The sequence below is a fragment of the Streptomyces sp. TSRI0281 genome (assembly GCF_001905125.1).
Taxonomy (GTDB): domain Bacteria; phylum Actinomycetota; class Actinomycetes; order Streptomycetales; family Streptomycetaceae; genus Streptomyces.
The window spans coordinates 373,882-391,829 of sequence record NZ_LWLE01000033.1; the positions used below are offsets into that span (position 1 = coordinate 373,882).

Here is a 17,948-nt window from a genome sequence, read left to right on the forward strand (position 1 = left end):
CCCCGCCCGGCCGGGGGCGGGAGGGGGCGCAGTACCGTGGTCGGGTGGACAACAGGCAAGCAATCGGATCGTGGCTCTCCGGGCCGCGTGCGGCCTCCGAGGAGATGGGTGCCGACTTCGGCTACCGGGGCAAGAGGCTCGGTCTGCCCGAGGAGGGACCGGGGGCCGTGGCCCCGCTCGGCCGCCGCTTCGGCGCCCTCTTCATCGACTGGTCGCTCTGCATGCTGATCGCATACGGGCTGCTCGCTCGCGGTGACCAGCAGGCGGCGGGCAACTGGGCGCTCGGCGTCTTCCTCGTGCTGAGCGTGCTGACCGTCGGAACCATCGGTTCCACACCCGGTAAGCGCATCCTCGGGCTGCGGGTCGTCGCCGAGGGCGGTGGCCGGCTCGGCTCCGGGCGGGTGATCCTGCGGAGCGTCCTGCTCCTTCTGGTGATCCCCGCCCTGGTCTGGGACCGCGACGGGCGCGGACTGCACGACCGGCTGGCCCGCGCCGTTCAGGTCCGCAGCTGAGCCACCACGCGCGTCAGCGGTTCCGCAGCTGAGCCACCACGCACGCCGGCGGTTTCGCAACTGAGCCGACGCGCACGCCGGCGGTACGGAGACGAGAAGGCGGCCCCGGAATCCGATCGAGCCGATCGGATTCCGGGGCCGCCTTCTCGCGTGTGGTGCGGTCAGCGCATCTTTCCGCCGCGCGGCATCCGCATGCCCTTGGGCATCGGCCCCTTCGGCAGCGGCATGTTGCTCATCAGGTCGCCCATCGCCCGCAGCCGGTCGTTGGCCGCGGTCACCTGCGGGCCGGACAGGACTCGGGGCAGCTTCAGCATCTTGGTGCGGACCTTCTTCAGCGGCACCTGGCCCTCGCCGTCACCGACGATGATGTCGTGCACCGGTACGTCGATCACGATGCGGGCCATCTTCTTCTTCTCGGCCGCCAGGAGTGACTTCACCCGGTTCGGGTTGCCCTCGGCCACCAGCACGATGCCGGCCTTGCCGACGGCGCGGTGCACCACGTCCTGGCTGCGGTTCATCGCGACCGCGGGCGTCGTGGTCCAGCCACGGCCCACCCGGTCCAGTACGGCCGCCGCCGCGCCGGGCTGCCCCTCCATCTGCCCGAAGGCCGCCCGCTCGGCACGCCGCCCGAAGACGATCGCCATGGCGAGGAGGGCCAGTACGAAGCCCAGGATGCCCAGATAGATCGGATGCCCGACCACGAAGCCGATGGCGAGGAGGACACCGAAGGTGACGATTCCCACACCAGCGACGACGAGACCGATCTTGGAGTCGGTCCGCCTGGTCATCTTGTAGGTCAGGGCGATCTGCTTGAGCCGCCCCGCGTTCTCGGCGCTGTCCGCGCCTTCAGTGTGTGCCTTCCTCGCCATGCACAGAAGTTTACGTGGCCTAGGAACGCTGGTCGGCCACGGCCTCCAGTACGTGCAGGGCCTCGACCCGGTCCTTGGCCCGGCGGCGGTCCTCCAGGACCGCTGTCCAGGCGTTGTGGCGGGCCGTGCGCTGGCCGCTGCTCAGCAGCAGCGACTCGACGGCGCGAAGGGCATCGGTGACGGACGGGATGGCGTGGGCACGGACCGGCGCGGCCTGCATCGTGGTGTTCCCCTCGGAGCGGATGCGCGGAATGGGGGTGGAGCGACGTGCGGCGAACAGTGACGGCGGCCGCCGCGGGAGCCGCGGCCGGTTCTACCTAGGGTCACTGCTCGGTGTTACCAGTGCGTGACCGGTCGGTCAAACACCAATGAAACCTTGATTCCGGCGCCGCGCACGTCGGCGCGGCCCATACGCGTCCCCGACCTGCGGGGAGCGTACGGACCGCGCCGAGCGCGCTATTACTGCTCAGTAGTGACTTGTGCGCGGATTCACACGGCGGGTGCGGCCGCGGGGGCCTCGGTGGCGGCGCCACGCGCCTCCATCGCCTGCTGGAAAAGACGCCCGGCGCGGTACGAGGAACGCACCAGCGGCCCCGACATCACCCCGGAGTAGCCGATCGCGTCGGCCTCGTCCTTCAGCTCCACGAACTCGTGCGGCTTCACCCAGCGCTCGACCGGGTGGTGCCGTACGGACGGCCGCAGGTACTGCGTGATCGTGATGAGCTCGCAACCCGCGTCGTACAGGTCCTGGAGCGCCTGGCTGACTTCCTCACGGGTCTCGCCCATGCCGAGGATCAGGTTGGACTTGGTCACCAGACCGGCCTCGCGGGCCCGCGTGATGACTTCCAGGGAACGCTCGTAACGGAAACCGGGGCGGATCCGCTTGAAGATCCGCGGCACCGTCTCCACGTTGTGGGCGAGCACCTCGGGGCGCGAGGAGAAGACCTCGGCGAGCTGCTCGGGCTCCGCGTTGAAGTCGGGGATCAGCAGCTCGACCTTGGTCGCGCCCGCCTCCCGCTCCGCCGTCAGCGCGTGGATCTGGCGCACGGTCTCGGCGTACAGCCAGGCGCCGCCGTCCTCCAGGTCGTCGCGGGCGACGCCGGTGATGGTGGCGTAGTTCAGGTCCATCGTGACGACCGACTCGCCGACGCGGCGGGGCTCGTCGCGGTCCAGCGCCTGCGGCTTGCCCGTGTCGATCTGGCAGAAGTCACAGCGCCGGGTGCACTGGTCGCCACCGATGAGGAAGGTGGCTTCGCGGTCCTCCCAGCATTCGAAGATGTTGGGACAGCCCGCCTCCTGGCAGACCGTGTGCAGCCCCTCGCTCTTCACGAGCTTCTGCAACTGGTTGTACTCGGGGCCCATCTTCGCCCGGGTTTTGATCCACTCGGGCTTGCGCTCGATGGGGGTCTGGCTGTTCCGGACCTCCAGGCGCAGCATCTTGCGCCCGTCGGGTGCGACAGCGGACACTCCGGCACTCCCCTTTGCTCTCGCTGCATTCGATTCTTCGGCGAACACCAGGGTACGCCCGTAGTTCAAACGGTCTTACGCCTGGCCAACCTGTGGCCGGCGGGGCCTATTCCCCCGAACGGCCTACGCTCGGGCTGCGGCCCTCGGAGGCTCGATCACCCGGGGGGCGAGGTCCGCGTTCTCCAGGACGTCCCTGAGGTGCTTCTCGGCGACCGGGAGCACCTGCGCGACGGTGATCTCGCGGCCCAGCTCGTCACTGAGCGAGGTGACGCCCGCGTCCCGGATGCCGCAGGGCACGATCCGGTCGAACCAGGTGTTGTCCGGGTTCACGTTGAGGGCGAAACCGTGCATGGTCACGCCCTTGGCGACCCGGATCCCGATCGCGGCGAGCTTGCGGTCCTCGCGGCGCTGGCCCGCGTTGGACGGGGCGTACTCGGGGCCGTTCAGCCGGGGGTCGAACTCCTCGTCCTGGAGCCTCGGGTCGAAATCGAGCGAGAGCCCACCGGCGGACCGGCGCTCCTCGACCGGGTCGCCCAGCACCCAGACGCCGCTGCGGCCCTCGATCCGGGAGGTCTCCAGGCCGAAGTCGGCGGCCGTGCGGATCAGCGCGTCCTCCAGGCGGCGGACATGCGCGACGACATCGACCGGGCGCGGCAGTTTCTGGATGGGGTAGCCCACGAGCTGCCCCGGGCCGTGCCAGGTGATCTTGCCGCCGCGGTCCACGTCGATCACCGGAGTGCCGTCCAGCGGGCGCTCGCTGTCGGCGGTGCGCCGCCCCGCCGTGTAGACGGCCGGGTGCTCAAGGAGCAGGCAGGTGTCGGGGACCGTGTCCTCGAACCGGGCCGCGTGCACCTCGCGCTGCTTCTGCCAGGCCGCCTGGTACTCGACCGCTTCCTCGCCGAACCCCAGACGGACGAACCGCAGCTCACTCACGGGGATGCCTTCCTAGTCGTGGTGCCGGGAGCCGGGGGGTGTCCCCGGAGTCACGTTCACCCTGCACTGATCGCGCCCCGAGCCACTGTACGGCCGCTCCGGAACAGGCGATCCGGCAGGTTGTTCCCGTCAGCTCTGCCCGCAATCCTCACACGATCGGATGAATGTGGAGCAAATGCGGCTGTCATTGCCCAGGAGGCCGCTAAATTCGCGCCGTTCCATAAGGGCCGCCCGCCGGGCCCCGAAGGCAGGAGACCGTACAGCTGATGTCGGAACGACCCCCGCAGCGCACCCCCAACCGACGACTCGCCTCACTCATCGCGGAAGCCGGTTTCTCCCACGCCGGCCTGGCCCGCCGGGTCGATCAACTCGGCCTCGAACACGGCCTCGACCTGCGGTACGACAAGACATCGGTGACCCGTTGGCTGCGGGGCCAGCAGCCGAGGGGAACCACGCCCGCGCTGATCGCCGAGGTCTTCACCCGGCGGCTGGGGCGCCGGCTCTCCGCGCAGGATCTGGGACTCGACGCGTGTGCGCCCGTCTACGCCGGACTGGAGTTCGCGGCCACCCCGGCCGAGGCGGTCGACATCGTCAGCGGTCTCTGGCGCAAGGACTCGGGCAGCCACGCGGAGCTGCGCAAGATCGCCTTCACCCCGGCCGGCCTGGTCGTGCCCAGCCGGGACTGGCTGATCGGGCGGGCCGACGAGTGGGTGGGGAACGACGAAGCGCCGGATCAGGGCGCGCCCGTGCCCGGTGGGGTACTCCCGGCGCCACCGGCCCCGGCACCGGCCCCGGCGCCGCCGGGAGCACCCCGCAGGACGGCCGGGGCCGGGGGAGCCGGCGGACCCTCCGGCCCGATGGGCGCGGCCGCGCCGGGCGCCGGGCTCCACCGCTCCACCGTCGTGGGCGGGCAGCGCAGCCGCGGCGGCGGTACGACGGGGCCCGGATACGTGCGCCCTCCCGCACCCCCGATGCCGCCCGTTCCGATGCCGCCCGTCGTGCCCCGGCAGCGCTCCACCGACCGCGAACCGGGACAGCGGGTCGGCAATGGGGACGTCGCCGCCCTCCGCTCGGTCGGTGAGCTCTTCCGCACCCTCGACAACGCCTACGGCGGCGGTCATGCCCGGCAGGCACTCGTGCGGTATCTGGAGCACGAGGCCGAGCCGATGCTCCGGGGGAGCTACGACGAGACCACCGGCCGCAGGCTGTTCTCGGCTGCCGCCGACCTGACCCGGCTGGCGGGCTGGACCTCGTACGACATCACCGCGCACGGCCTCGCCCAGCGCTACTTCGTCCAGGCCCTGCGGCTCGCGCAGGCCGCCGGTGACCGGGGCTACGGCGCCTATGTGCTGATCACCATGAGCCGGCAGGCGGTCTACCTCGGGCACGGGCGGGAAGCCGTCCAGCTCGCGCGCGTCGCCCAGCAGGGCATCGGTTCCTCGGCCCCGCCCGTCGCCCAGGCGCTGCTGCACTCGGTGGAGGCGCGCGGCCACGGGGTGCTCGGTGAGGCGCGGGCGTGCGTCGCCGCGCTGGCCCGCGCCGAGCGCGCCCTGGAATCCTCGCGCCCCGGTGACGAGCTGCCGCACTGGGCCCGGTTCTTCGACGAGGCCCAGCTCGCCGACGAGTTCGGGCACTGCCACCGGGATCTCCAGCAGTACCGGGCCGCAGCCCAGCACGCGGAGCGCTCGCTCCAGCTGCGCGCCCCCGCGTACGCCCGCAGCAGACTGTTCTGCCGCGTGGTGCTCGCCACCGCGCGCCTCGGGCTCGGCGAACTGGACCAGGCATGCCTGCTGGGTGCCGAGGCGGCCCAGCAGGCGTCCGAGATGCGCTCGGCCCGCGCGACGGAGTACGTCCGGGAGTTCGAGCGCCGTCTGGAGCCGTACCGGGACGCGGCCGCCGTACGGGGATACCGCGACCGGGTCGCCACCCTCGGCTGACCCGGCCGGGAGCGGCGGGCGCGGACGCGGTGGCAGTCGCGGACGCCCGGAGCCGGTGGGGCGGGCACGGTGAGCGGAACCCCGGCCGCCCCTGTGCGCGTGCCAGGGCCTGCGCCGCCCCTGTGCGCGTGGCTGGGCCTACGCCGCCTCGGGCAGCGTGGCCCCGGCTCCGTACTCCCTCCGTATGCCCAGGTCGGCGAGGATCGCCGAAGCCGCGCGGCGCCCCGAGTACAGCGCGCCCTGGACCGTGCTGGTGTCGCGGTGGTCGCCGCACACATACAGCCCGGCGAGCAGCCGTACCGGGCGGCGCATGTCGTGCGGGGGCGCCATCGCCGGGACCGCCTCCGGGTCGTGATGGGCGGCCAGCAGCTCCCAGTCGTCCGTCGGGGTGCCGTACAGCGCCGCGAGATGGGTCCGCACCGAGCGGTCGAGGTCCGGCGGCGGGGTGCCGAGCACCGTCGAGCTGATCAGCGTCCGGCCCCGGGGTGCGCGCGAGGGGTCGACCTCGCTCATCACGGCGGTGTACGCGACCGGCCCCGAACGATCGGCGTCCAGCAGCAGCGAGCGGCCCGTCGGCGGGGGAGCGGGCGCCGTGTGGTGAAGGACCGTCACCGGATGGAAGGACGGCGTCCGCAGCCCCGGCAGCAGCTCGACGGCGGCACCCGCCCCGGTGGCCAGCAGCAGGGAGCGGCAGCCCAGTTCACCGTGTTCCTCGGTGCGCACCGAGGTGATGTCGGCGGCGGTGACATGGACTCCCGTCCGTACGGTGCCCGGCGGCAGGGCGGCCGCCAGCAGTTCCGGGAGCGCCGCCGAGCCGCCCTCGGGTACGCAGAGCCCGCCCTGCGCGTAACTGCGCAGGGCGAGGTCGGCGCACCGGCTCGACGTGGTGAGCGCCGGATCGCTGAGCAGTGCCGAGAGCAGGGGGCGCAGAAACCCGTCGACCGTACGGGCGGGGAGGCCGTACGCCGGCAGGGCGGCCAGCGCGGTCCGTTCCGGCCGGGTCAGGAGCCGGCCGGCCGGGACGGTGGCGAGCCGGGACAGCGCTCCGCCGAGCCTGGCCCGGTCGATCGCCCCCGCCATCGCACCGCCCCGTGGGCCGCCCCGTGAGTCACCGCGGTGCACGCCCCGCGGTGCACGGGAGGCGCTCGATCGGATGCGTACAGCCCGGAGTGCGCCCCTCGTGCTCCTGACGTCGCCGGTGCGGTAGCGGCGGCCCTCGCTGTGGACGAGCACTCCGGGCGAGAACTCCCGCAGCACCAGTGCGTCGAGTCCGGGGGTGAGACGCAACTCCGGATGTGCGGTGCTGAGCAGGGGACCGATGTGGTCGAGCCGGAACCCGTCCACTTCGTGGGTGACCATCCGGCCGCCGACATGAGGGGCGGCCTCCAGGACGGTGACGCTGACCCCCGCGCTGGTCAGTTGATGAGCAGCTGACAGGCCGGCTATCCCGGCCCCGATGATGACCACGTCCGCGTGATGTGCCGTGCTGAGCACAGGACCCTCCCCGAGTCGGCGCGACTGGTGGGGGGCTCTTGCCCCCAACAGGCCCCCGGAATGCCGGAGTTCGGGTCGAGGGTAGGAGGATGGCCGATACAGGTACAGTCGCGCGCGGCCGGCGACGGGTGCACGGGGTCGCACACGTCGGCGCGGCCTTCCCGCCGGTGGGAGACGGTCAGCGCAGAGCCGCGCGGATGGCGGCGTCGATTCCGGGGAAGGCGAAGGTGAATCCCGAGTCCAGGAGCCGTCCCGGCAGGACGCGCTGGCTGCCCAGCACGTCCTCCGCGAAGTCCCCCAGCGCGAGGCGCAGCGCGGGCGCGGGGGCGGTGAAGAGGGTCGGGCGGCGCAGTACCCGGCCCATCGCGGCGGTCACCTCGGCGTTGGTGACGGGGTCGGGCCCGGTCAGGTTCAGCGGTCCGGACAGTGTGCGGGTATCGAGGATGTGACGCAGGGCCGCTACATGGTCGTGCAGCGCGATGAAGCTCCAGTACTGGCGGCCGTTGCCCATCCGCCCGCCCAGCCCGGCCTTGAACAGCGGGAAGAGCCTGCCCCAGGCCCCGCCCTGACGGGCGACCACCAGTCCGGTGCGCGCGTGCACCGTCCGTACGCCCGCCTCCTCGGCGGCGGCGGTGGCCGCCTCCCACTCCTCGCACACGGACGGCAGGAAACCGTTGCCGGGCGGCGCGCTCTCGTCCACCGCGCGGTCCCCGGTGTCGCCGTAGAAGCCGATGGCGGACCCGGACAGCAGGATCTCGGGCGGAGTGTCGAGCGAGGCCACGGCCTCGGCGATCGCGGCCGTTCCCAGCACCCGGCTGTCGCGGATCTCGCGCTTGTACGCCTCGGTCCAGCGGTGGTCGCCGACCCCGGCACCGGCGAGGTGGACCACGGCGTCGCAGCCGACCAGGCCCGCCACATCGACGTAGCCCCGGTGGGGATCCCACTCCACCTCGTCGCCGGCGGCGGCCTGCCGCCGCACCAGGCGGGCGACCTCGTGCCCGTCGGCCCGCAGCGAGCGCACCAGCGCCGCTCCGATGAGTCCGGTCGATCCGCTGACGGCGATACGGGAGTGCGGCATGGCCCCATCCTGCCCCATGGGTCCCACGAAATTGCTGCGTGGCACAGTGAGGGCATGGCCTCGCTCTCCCTTCTCCCCGTCCGTCACGCCCTGCTCGCCGACGAGGATGAGCTGGGGGAGCTCGACCGGGCCACCTGGTCGACGCTGCACGCCGTGCAGCCGCGGGCGCAGCCGCCGTACGACTCCTTCTACGACGAGCGGCACCGGCCCGAGGACTTCCTCGTGGCGGAGGCGAAGGCGGAGTCAGGGGCGGCGGACGATTCCGAGGGGCTTCGCATCGCCGGGTACATCCGGCTCGTTCCGCCGACCCCGCTGGTCTGCAACGCGCACGTACGGCAGATACAGGGCCTCGCCGTCGCCGACTGGGCGCGCGGCAACGGCGTCGCACGCGCCCTGCTGCGGGCCGCGTTCACCGAGGCGCGGCGCCAGGGTGCCCACCGGATCACGCTGCGCGTGCTCGGGCACAACGCCCCCGCCCGCGCCCTGTACGTGTCGGAGGGCTTCGTCGTGGAGGGCGTGCTGAGCGGGGAGTTCTTCCTGAACGGGCGCTACGTCGACGATGTCCTGATGGGGCGCTCGCTCACCCCTTGAACAGCCGTGTTCCGCCCATGAGTTCATGCAGGCAGCGCACCGCGAGCGCGGCGGGCGAGCCGGGGCCGGTCGCCGGTGCGTCGGTCCGGGCCCACGCTTCGAGCGCCACCCGTACCGCGGCCGTGGCGGCCGCGGCGGCGAGCCGTACCTCCAGCGGGTCCGCGCCCCGGCCCGCCAGCCGGGCCAGCACCGGAAGCAGCCGCTCCTCGGAATCCTGATTGACCCGGTACCAGACGGCGCGCAGCGCCGGATCGCCGTCGGCCGCCCGGAGCAGGCCGCGCGTCCAGGTGAGCTGCTCGGCGGCCGACGCGTCCGGTGCGGCCAGCGCGTCGGTGACGGCACGCTCCAGGACCTCGGCGAACGGGGAGCCCGGCTCCGCCGCTTCGAGCAGGGCCCGCCAGCGCTCGCCGCCGCCGGACAGCAGCGGGCCCACCGCGTCCTGCTTGGAGCGGAAGTACCGGTAGAAGGTGCGCAGCGCCACGCCCGCCCGGTGGGCGATGTCCTCGGCCGTGGTGCCGTCGGGCCCGCGCTCGGTGAAGAGCGCTGCGGCCGCCCGGGCGATGTCCAGCTGGGTCGCGGCCTTGCGGCGTTCGGTGAGGGACGGCTGCTGAGGACTCATTCCCAGCAGATTACCCCGGCGGCAACAGTGCGGACGGAATAGTGATGCGCGAAGTGCCGTTGTGGCAAAACGTGCCACCTAGACGTACGGTGGACACGCATCGGGATATCCGTCCGGATATCCACCGGGACGTTCATCGGAGCATCCGGCGGGGACCCACCGACGGATCGATCCGGAATCGGGAGACATCACATGAACCGCTACGAAGGCCGTCGCGCCCTCATCACCGGCGGCGGCTCGGGCATCGGCCGGGCCACCGTCCACCGCCTCCTGGCCGAGGGCGGCCGCGTCGTCGCCGCCGACGTCAGCGAGGCGGGACTCAAGGGCACGTACGACACGGCCGTGACCAACGGCACCGCGGACCGCCTCACCACCATGACCCTGGACATCTCCGACGAGGCGGCGGTACGCGCCGGTGTCGCCTCGGCGGTCGACACGCTCGGCGGTCTCGACGTCCTGGTGAACGCGGCCGGGATCCTGCGCTCCGAGCACACGCACAAGACCACGCTGGAGTTCTTCAACAAGATCATCGCGGTCAACCTCACCGGCACGTTCCTGATGGTCCGCGAGGCGATACCGGCCCTGCTGGCGGGCGACGGGCCGGTCGTCGTGAACTTCTCGTCCACCTCGGCGAGCTTCGCGCACCCGTACATGGCGGCCTACGCCGCGAGCAAGGGCGGCATCCAGTCGATGACCCACGCCCTGGCGAGCGAGTACAGCAAGCAGGGCGTGCGGTTCGTCGCCGTCGCGCCGGGCTCGATCTCCTCCGACATGACGAGCGGCAACGGCCCGGGGCTGCCCGCCGATGCCGACATGTCGCTCTTCATGAAGCTCTCCCCGGCCCTCGGGGAGGGATTCGCCAGCCCGGACACCGTGGCGGGCGTCGTCGCGATGCTCGGTTCCGAGGACGGGGCGTTCATCACCGGTACGGAGATCCGTATCGACGGCGGAACCCACTTCTGAGAAGGAACTCTCTTCAGAGGCCAGAGGCCAGAGGCCAGAGGCCAGAGGCCAGAGGCCAGAGGCCAGAGACCCGGGCCGGGCGTGGCCGGCGGCTCAGGCGGCGCCGAAGCGGTCCCACAGCATCGGGAAACGTGCCGCCAGGGCCGCGTCGTCCTCGAAGTCCACCGGGGTGCCCTCGGGATCCGTGGCCTGGGGTGGAAGTCCCAGGTCCGGGGCGACCACTCCGGTGAGCTGTTCGTACGCCTCGTCCGCGGCGTAGCCCAGGTCCTCGGCGTCCCCGTCGAGATCCTCGTCGAAGTCGTCGAGGAGTTCGGCGAGGCTGTCCGGATCGTGTACGGCTCCCTCGAAGACCTCCCGGCCCTGGCCGATCAGCCAGCACCGGAAGTAGTCGAACGCGTCGTCGCTCGCCCCGCCGAGGAGCACCGAGGCGGCGCCCCACAGATCCCAGCGGTACGCGCGGTTGTAGCGGGCCTCGAAGTGCCTGGCGAAGTCCAGCACGGAATCGGGATCGAGCTGCACCAGCCGTTCGACGAGCAGGTCGGCGTGGTCCTCGGGGTCGCCCTCGGCGGCCTCGCGGGTGTTGTCGATGATCTCCCAGAATTCCGTCTCGTCCATCACGGGTCCAGCATCGTGCTTGGCGGCGGGCGATGCACGCGGAGACACCGAAATGCAGCCTTTCAGCGATAGAGGTCGCGCAGGCGTTCGGCGGCCTCCGCGAAGCGGTCGCGCAGGCCGGGCGGCTCCAGGACCTCCAACTCGGGTCCCAGCGCCAGCAACTGGCCGTACGCCACGTCGAGCGACTCGACCGGCAGGGTGACCGTGCGCCACCCGTCCGGGTCAGGGGGCCCGGCGGCGGCCAGCGCCTCCTCGGCGGCGGCCCGGTCGCCCGCGTACGCCAGTTGCCCGGCACCGGCCCGCGACACCCGTACGGTCACCTCGGTACGCAGCAGGGACCGGGCGAACTGGGCCGCCCGCTCGTCCCAGAAGCCGGGGAGGTCGAACCCCTCGTCCCGCTCGAAGTGCCCGTCCGCCAGGTCCACCCCGGTGAAACGGTCGATCCGGTACACCCGGAAGTCGTCCCCCGTTTGGGCACACAGGTACCAGACCCCGGCCTTGAGGACGAGACCGTACGGAGCCAGTTCCCGCTCCACCTCCGTCCCGTCCCGGCCGCCCCTGCGGTAGCGGGCCCGGACGAGGCGGTCGTCCCAGACGGCCTCGGCCACGGCGGGCAGCAGCTCGGGGGAGGCAGGCTCGTGGTACCAGCGCGGGGCGTCCAGATGGAAGCGCTGGGCGGCGGAGTCGGAGGCGTCCCGCAGCGAGGGCAGCAGGGCCGCCGACACCTTCAGCCGGGCGGCGGACGCGGCGTCGTCCAGGCCCATCTCGCGCAGCGCGGAGGGGAGCCCGGAGAGGAAGAGGGCCTCGGCCTCGTTACGGGCGAGGCCGGTGAGACGGGTGCGGTAGCCGCCGATGAGCCGGTAGCCGCCGGCCCGGCCCCGGTCCGCGTACACCGGGACACCCGCCTCGGAGAGCGCCTGGGCGTCGCGGGTGACGGTCCGCTCCGAGACCTCCAGCTCCCTGGCCAGTTCGGCGGCGGTCATGGTGGGACGGGACTGGAGGAGCAGCACCATTCTGATCAGGCGGGCAGCACGCATGGGCCCATTGTCGCCGCACGGCCCCGGCGCGGGCGTACGGCGAAGCCCCGGCCCACGGCGCGGGCACGTACCGCGAAGCCCCCGGCCCCGGCGCGGGTGCGGACGACGAAGCCCCCGGATCGCCGGGCGGGCGTGACCAGCACGCCCGCCCGGCGATCCGGGGGCCATCGGGGGATCAGAGCGCGTACCGCTCCCGGGCCTCCTTGACCACGGACGCGGGGACCTCGCCGCGCCGGGCCAGCTGGGCCAGGGCCGCGACCGTGATCGACTCGGCGTCGACGCCGAAGTGGCGTCGGGCCGCGTCACGGGTGTCGGAGAGGCCGAAGCCGTCCGTGCCGAGCGAGGACCAGTCCTGATCCACCCACTGGCTGATCTGGTCCGGGACCTGACGCATCCAGTCGCTGACCGCGAGCACCGGGCCCGGCGCACCGGAGAGCGCCTGGGTCACGTACGGCACCCGCTGCTCGCCGCGGAGCAGCGCCTCGTCGGCATCCAGCGCCTCGCGGCGCAGCTCGCCCCACGAGGTGGCGGACCAGACATCGGCCGTGACGCCCCAGTCGGCGGCCAGCAGCTCCTGGGCCCGCAGGGCCCAGTGGATCGCCGTACCGGAGGCCAGCAGCTGCAGGCGCGGCGCGTCCGCCGTCGCGGGCGTGCCCTCCTTGAAGCGGTACAGGCCCTTGATGATGCCCTCCTCGACGCCTTCCGGCATCGCGGGCTGGGGCTTCGGCTCGTTGTAGACCGTCAGGTAGTAGAAGACGTTCTCGGCCTCGGGGCCGTACATCCGGCGCAGACCGTCCTTGACGATCACCGCGATCTCGTACGCGAACGCCGGGTCGTAGTTGAGCGAGGCCGGGTTCGTGGCCGCGATCAGGTGCGAGTGGCCGTCCGCGTGCTGGAGACCCTCGCCCGTGAGCGTGGTACGGCCCGCCGTGGCGCCGACGATGAAGCCCTTGCCGAGCTGGTCGGCGAGCTGCCACATCTGGTCGCCGGTCCGCTGCCAGCCGAACATCGAGTAGAAGATGTAGAAGGGGATCATCGTCTCGCCGTGCGTCGCGTACGACGTGGAGGCGGCGATGAAGTCGGCCATGGCCCCGGCCTCGGTGATCCCCTCGTTGAGGATCTGGCCGTCCTTGGCTTCCTTGTAGTACATCAGCTGGTCGCGGTCGACCGGGTCGTACGTCTGGCCCAGCGGGGAGTAGATACCGGCCGACGGGAACAGCGACTCCATACCGAAGGTACGGGCCTCGTCCGGGACGATCGGCACCCAGCGCCTGCCGGTCTCCTTGTCCCGCATCAGGTCCTTGACCAGGCGCACGAACGCCATGGTGGTGGCCATCTCCTGCTTGCCGGAACCCTTGTACAGCGCCTTGAACGCGCGCTCCTCCGGCTGCGGCAGGGCCGCGGCGTGCACCCGGCGGGCCGGGGCGGGGCCACCGAGGGCGGCACGGCGCTCCTGGAGGTAACGCACCTCGGGGGAGTCGGCGCCCGGGTGGCCGTACGGCACCAGCCCGTCGTCGAAGGCGCTGTCCGGGATCGGGAGTCCGAGCAGCTCGCGCATGCTCTTGAACTCGTCGATCGACAGCTTCTTCATCTGGTGGTTGGCGTTCTTGGACTCGAAGCCCTTGCCGAGCGTGTGGCCCTTCACCGTCTGGGCGAGGATCACGGTCGGCGCGCCCTTGTGCGCGACGGCCGCGCGGTACGCCGCGTACACCTTGCGGGCCTCGTGGCCACCGCGGGAGGTGTAGAAACACTCGGCGATCTTCGCGTCGGGGAGCAGTTTCGCCAGCTCGACGAGCGCGGGCTCGGCGCCGAAGAAGTGCTCACGGATGTACGCGATGTCGCGGGTGGCGTACGTCTGGAACTGCGCGTCCGGGACCGCCCGGAGCCGACGGACCAGCGCACCGGTGGTGTCGAGCTGGAACAGCTCGTCCCAGGCACTGCCCCAGAGCGTCTTGATGACGTTCCAGCCGGCCCCGCGGAAGGCGCCCTCCAGCTCCTGGACCACACGGAAGTTGGCGCGGACCGGGCCGTCGAGGCGCTGCAGGTTGCAGTTGATGACGAAGGTCAGGTTGTCGAGCTGCTCACGGGCCGCGAGGGCGAGGGCGGCGGTCGACTCGGGCTCGTCCATCTCACCGTCGCCGAGGAAGGCCCAGACGTGCGAGTTCGACGTGTCCTTGATGCTGCGGTTGGCCAGATAGCGGTTGAAGCGCGCCTGGTAGATGGCCGAGAGCGGGCCGAGGCCCATCGACACGGTGGGGAACTCCCACAGCCAGGGCAGCCGCCGCGGGTGCGGGTAGGACGGCAGACCCTCGCCGCCCGCCTCCTGGCGGAAGTTGTCCAGCTGCTGCTCGCTGAGCCGGCCGTCGAGGAAGGCGCGGGCGTAGATGCCGGGGGAGGCGTGGCCCTGGATGTAGAGCTGGTCGCCGGAGCCGTCCCCCTCCTTGCCGCGGAAGAAGTGGTTGAAGCCCGTCTCGTACAGCCAGGCTGCCGAGGCGAAGGTGGCGATGTGGCCGCCGACGCCGAGCCGCGAGCCACGGGTGACCATCGCGGCGGCGTTCCAGCGGTTCCAGGCGGTGATCCTGGACTCCAGCTCCAGGTCGCCGTCGAACGCGGGCTCGGCGGCGGTCGGGATGGAGTTGACGTAATCGGTCTCCAGCAGCTTGGGCAGCGCGAGACCGGCGCCCTCGGCATGCTGGAGCGAACGCCGCATCAGGTACGCGGCGCGGTGCGGGCCCGCGGCCTTGGTGACGGCGTCCAGGGAGGCCGCCCATTCGGCGGTCTCCTCGGGGTCGCGGTCCGGGAGCTGGTCGAGCTCGCTCGGAAGCTTTCCTACGGGGTCGGTCATGATCGCCGCCTTCCGGAGAGGAGGGGGGTGGAGAAGGCCCTGGCTGGCAGGACAGGGCGATGGGGCCGGTGGGCCCGCGGAGTGAACTGTAAGTCGCTGATCGATGATCGATCAAAGGATTGAAGGCAAAACTTCTCGATCTGAAGAAAAGTGGCATGCGGTGCCGCGAATCGGGGCACGGAGTGACGGGGCAAAATGCACATAAGGGATGGTCGGCCGCACAGTCGAGCGCTCCTCGCCGCAGATGATCGAAGGGCTCAGGCGCGCGGCGCGCAGCCCAGGACATGTGCTTTGACCAGCACTCCGATCTGCGGGTCCTGCCGGAGGAACGCGTCGATGAGCGCCTCGTGCTCCTCCGCGTACGACTTCTGCACCGTGCCCAGCCAGCGGATCGACAGGGCCGTGAACACCTCGATGCCCAGCCCCTCCCAGGTGTGCAGCAGGACGGCGTTCCCGGCGGCCCGCACCATCTCCCGGTGGAACGCCACGGTGTGCCGCACCTGGGCCTCTCCGTCGGCCAGCCGGTCCGCCTCGTACAGGGCCGCCACATGCGGCGTCAGCGCCGAGCAGTCCTCGGCCAGCACCCCGGCCGCCAGCTCCGCCGCGATCTGCTCCAGACCGGCCCGTACGGGGTAGCTCTCCTCCAGGTCGGCCGCGGTGAGATTGCGGACCCGGACGCCCTTGTTGGGCGCCGACTCGATCAGCCGCAGCGTCTCCAGCTCGCGCAGCGCCTCGCGTACGGGCGTCTGGCTGACCTCCAGCTCGGTGGCGATGCGCCGCTCCACGATCCGCTCGCCCGGCTTCCAGCGCCCGCTGACGATCCCGTCCACGATGTGCTCGCGGATCTGCTCGCGCAGCGAGTGGACGACGGGCGGGGTCATGAGGTGCTCCTTCTGGCAAACCGGTGCTGCCTCCACCATCACGGCGGCAGGGTGACCGGTGGTGTCTAGACAATACGGCGGCGCCCCCGTCCGGAAGTGTCCCGGACGGGGGCGCCGCTGGTGAGGCTGGTTACCGACGCGTGGTTCAGAGGCCGAGCTCGACCTCGAACTCACCGGCTTCCAGGATCGCCTTGACCGTGGTCAGGTAACGGGCGGCATCCGCGCCGTCCACCAGCCTGTGGTCGTAGGAGAGGGCCAGGTACGTCATGTCGCGCACCGCGATCGTCTCGCCGAGGTCCGGGTGGTCGATGACCACCGGACGGCGGACCGTGGCACCGATGCCCAGGATGGCTGCCTGGTTCGGGGGCACGATCACGGTGTCGAACAGCGCACCGCGCGAACCGGTGTTGCTGACCGTGAAGGTGGCACCGGACATGTCGTCCGGGGTCAGGCCGCCACCGCGGGCCTTGCCCGCCAGCTCGGCGGTCTTCTTCGAGATACCGGCGATGTTCAGGTCGCCCGCACCCTTGATGACCGGGGTCATCAGACCCTTCTCGGCGTCCACGGCGATGCCGATGTTCTCCGAGTCGAAGTACGTGATGGTGCCCTCGTCCTCGTTGATCCGGGCGTTGACGACCGGGTGGGCCTTCAGCGCCTGGGCCGCCGCCTTCACGAAGAACGGCATCGGGGACAGCTTGACGCCCTCACGGGCGGCGAAGGACGCCTTCGCCTGGTTGCGCAGCTTCATCAGCTTGGTGATGTCGACCTCGACGACCGAGGTCAGCTGGGCCTGCGAGTGCAGCGCCTTCATCATGTTGTCGCCGATGACCTTGCGCATGCGGGTCATCTTGACCGTCTGACCGCGCAGCGGGGACACCTCCAGCTTGGGCGCCTTCGCCGCGGCCGGGGCCTGAGCCGCGGCCGGAGCCGGAGCGGCAGCGGCGGCCTTGGCGGCCTCCGCTGCGGCGACGACGTCCTGCTTGCGGATACGGCCACCGACGCCGGTGCCCTTGACGGCACCGAGGTCGACACCGTTCTCGGCGGCGAGCTTGCGGACCAGCGGCGTGACGTACGCGCCGTCGTCACCGGAGGGCGCGGCCGGAGCGGCCGGAGCCGGGGTGACGGCTGCGGGAGCGGCGGCCGGGGCCGGAGCGGCGGCAGGGGCGGCGGGAGCCACCGGGGCCGGAGCCGGAGCAGCCGGGGCAGCGGGTGCTGGAGCAGCCGGAGCCGGAGCAGCCGGAGCCGGGGCAGCGGGTGCCGGAGCAGCCGGAGCCGGGGCAGCGGGTGCCGGGGCCGGAGCCGGGGCAGCGGGTGCCGGGGCCGGAGCAGCAACCGGAGCCGGAGCGGCAACCGGGGCCGGAGCCGCAGCGGGTGCCGGGGCGGTCGGAGCCGGGGCGGCGGCCGGAGCCGCACCGGCGGCACCGATGACGGCGAGCTTGGCGCCGACCTCGGCGGTCTCGTCCTCGGCGACCACGATCTCCAGCAGCACACCGGAAACCGGGGCGGGGATCTCCGTGTCGACCTTGTCCGTGGAGACCTCAAGGAGGGGCTCGTCCTCCGTGACCTCCTCGCCGACCTCCTTCAGCCAGCGGGTGACGGTGCCCTCGGTGACGCTCTCGCCGAGCGCGGGGAGGGTGACATCGGTACCGGCGGCGCCACCGGCCGGGGCGGCGGCCGGAGCCTCGGCCACGGGGGCCGGAGCGGCGGGCGCCTCGGCGACCGGGGCCGGAGCCTCGGCGGCGGGTGCGGGGGCGGGTGCCGCAGGAGCCGCGGGTGCCTCGGCGGCCGGAGCGGCGGCCGGGGCCGGGGCTCCGGTGCCGTCGTCGATGACGGCCAGCTCGGCGCCGACCTCGACGGTCTCGTCCTCGGCGACCTTGATGGAGGCCAGGATGCCGGACGCGGGAGCCGGGATCTCGGTGTCGACCTTGTCGGTCGAGACTTCGAGCAGCGGCTCGTCGGCCTCGACGCGCTCGCCCTCGGCCTTCAGCCAGCGGGTGACGGTGCCCTCGGTGACGCTCTCGCCGAGCGCCGGAAGGGTTACGGAAACCGACATGGTTTCAGTTGCTCCTTACGAAAATGCGGAAGTGGTCGGTCGTCGCGCCCGGGA

16 protein-coding genes are annotated in these 17,948 nt (G+C 72.1%); 4 read left to right on the forward strand and 12 right to left on the reverse strand.

Going from position 1 to position 17,948, the window contains the following annotated elements; translation table 11 throughout:
* Positions 1–104: 104 nt before the first annotated feature.
* Positions 105–512 (forward strand): RDD family protein, encoded by a 408-nt coding sequence (locus tag A6A29_RS30870; RefSeq protein ID WP_198953419.1) that lies wholly within the window; start codon positions 105–107, stop codon positions 510–512.
* A 161-nt stretch (positions 513–673) separates the two neighbouring features.
* Here A6A29_RS30870 and A6A29_RS30875 read toward each other — a convergent pair whose 3' ends face one another.
* The 4 genes from A6A29_RS30875 to lipB form a co-directional block, all read right to left on the reverse strand.
* Positions 674–1,381, reverse strand: a complete 708-nt coding sequence (locus A6A29_RS30875) for a DUF4191 domain-containing protein (protein WP_073725100.1) — start codon at positions 1,379–1,381, stop codon at positions 674–676.
* Between the two features lie 19 nt (positions 1,382–1,400).
* Entirely contained in the window at positions 1,401–1,601 is a 201-nt protein-coding gene (locus A6A29_RS30880) for an SCO2195 family GlnR-regulated protein (RefSeq protein ID WP_073725102.1), read from the reverse strand.
* Positions 1,602–1,870: 269 nt separating this feature from the next.
* Positions 1,871–2,848, reverse strand: coding sequence for a lipoyl synthase (gene lipA / locus A6A29_RS30885; RefSeq protein WP_073725104.1), 978 nt, complete (start codon positions 2,846–2,848; stop codon positions 1,871–1,873).
* A gap of 123 nt (positions 2,849–2,971) precedes the next feature.
* Positions 2,972–3,781: a lipoyl(octanoyl) transferase LipB gene (gene lipB / locus A6A29_RS30890; protein WP_073725106.1), complete on the reverse strand. Its 810-nt coding sequence runs from the start codon at positions 3,779–3,781 to the stop codon at positions 2,972–2,974.
* A 266-nt stretch (positions 3,782–4,047) separates the two neighbouring features.
* Between lipB and A6A29_RS30895 the strand changes: the two genes are divergently transcribed.
* The gene (locus A6A29_RS30895) at positions 4,048–5,718 is read left to right on the forward strand and encodes a regulator (protein WP_073725108.1); all 1,671 of its coding nucleotides are present in this window, start codon (positions 4,048–4,050) and stop codon (positions 5,716–5,718) included.
* A gap of 138 nt (positions 5,719–5,856) precedes the next feature.
* On the opposite strand, the gene A6A29_RS30900 is transcribed toward A6A29_RS30895, so the two are convergent.
* On the reverse strand, positions 5,857–7,212 hold the full coding sequence (locus A6A29_RS30900; protein ID WP_073725110.1) for an NAD(P)/FAD-dependent oxidoreductase: 1,356 nt from the start codon (positions 7,210–7,212) through the stop codon (positions 5,857–5,859).
* A gap of 178 nt (positions 7,213–7,390) precedes the next feature.
* On the reverse strand, positions 7,391–8,290 hold the full coding sequence (locus tag A6A29_RS30905; RefSeq protein ID WP_073725112.1) for a TIGR01777 family oxidoreductase: 900 nt from the start codon (positions 8,288–8,290) through the stop codon (positions 7,391–7,393).
* Positions 8,291–8,344: 54 nt separating this feature from the next.
* Between A6A29_RS30905 and A6A29_RS30910 the strand changes: the two genes are divergently transcribed.
* Positions 8,345–8,881, forward strand: coding sequence for a GNAT family N-acetyltransferase (locus tag A6A29_RS30910; protein WP_073725114.1), 537 nt, complete (start codon positions 8,345–8,347; stop codon positions 8,879–8,881).
* Here the strand turns inward: A6A29_RS30910 and A6A29_RS30915 are convergent.
* Entirely contained in the window at positions 8,871–9,500 is a 630-nt protein-coding gene (locus A6A29_RS30915) for a TetR/AcrR family transcriptional regulator (protein WP_073725116.1), read from the reverse strand. The genes A6A29_RS30910 and A6A29_RS30915 overlap by 11 nt on opposite strands.
* A gap of 192 nt (positions 9,501–9,692) precedes the next feature.
* On the opposite strand from A6A29_RS30915, the gene A6A29_RS30920 reads away from it, so the two are divergent.
* Positions 9,693–10,463, forward strand: a complete 771-nt coding sequence (locus tag A6A29_RS30920; RefSeq protein WP_073725118.1) for an SDR family NAD(P)-dependent oxidoreductase — start codon at positions 9,693–9,695, stop codon at positions 10,461–10,463.
* 93 nt (positions 10,464–10,556) lie between these two features.
* On the opposite strand, the gene A6A29_RS30925 is transcribed toward A6A29_RS30920, so the two are convergent.
* From A6A29_RS30925 to sucB, 5 genes are all read right to left on the reverse strand, one after another.
* Positions 10,557–11,078, reverse strand: coding sequence for a DUF4240 domain-containing protein (locus A6A29_RS30925; protein WP_073725120.1), 522 nt, complete (start codon positions 11,076–11,078; stop codon positions 10,557–10,559).
* Between the two features lie 62 nt (positions 11,079–11,140).
* Entirely contained in the window at positions 11,141–12,115 is a 975-nt protein-coding gene (locus tag A6A29_RS30930) for a helix-turn-helix transcriptional regulator (protein WP_073725122.1), read from the reverse strand.
* A gap of 175 nt (positions 12,116–12,290) precedes the next feature.
* A complete protein-coding gene (gene aceE, locus A6A29_RS30935; protein WP_073725124.1) occupies positions 12,291–14,960 on the reverse strand; it encodes a pyruvate dehydrogenase (acetyl-transferring), homodimeric type in 2,670 nt (889 codons plus the stop codon).
* Between the two features lie 257 nt (positions 14,961–15,217).
* Complete coding sequence (locus tag A6A29_RS30940) at positions 15,218–15,841, reverse strand: GntR family transcriptional regulator (RefSeq protein WP_073725126.1); 624 nt, start codon at positions 15,839–15,841, stop codon at positions 15,218–15,220.
* Between the two features lie 145 nt (positions 15,842–15,986).
* Entirely contained in the window at positions 15,987–17,894 is a 1,908-nt protein-coding gene (gene sucB / locus A6A29_RS30945) for a 2-oxoglutarate dehydrogenase, E2 component, dihydrolipoamide succinyltransferase (RefSeq protein WP_073725128.1), read from the reverse strand.
* Positions 17,895–17,948: the final 54 nt, after the last annotated feature.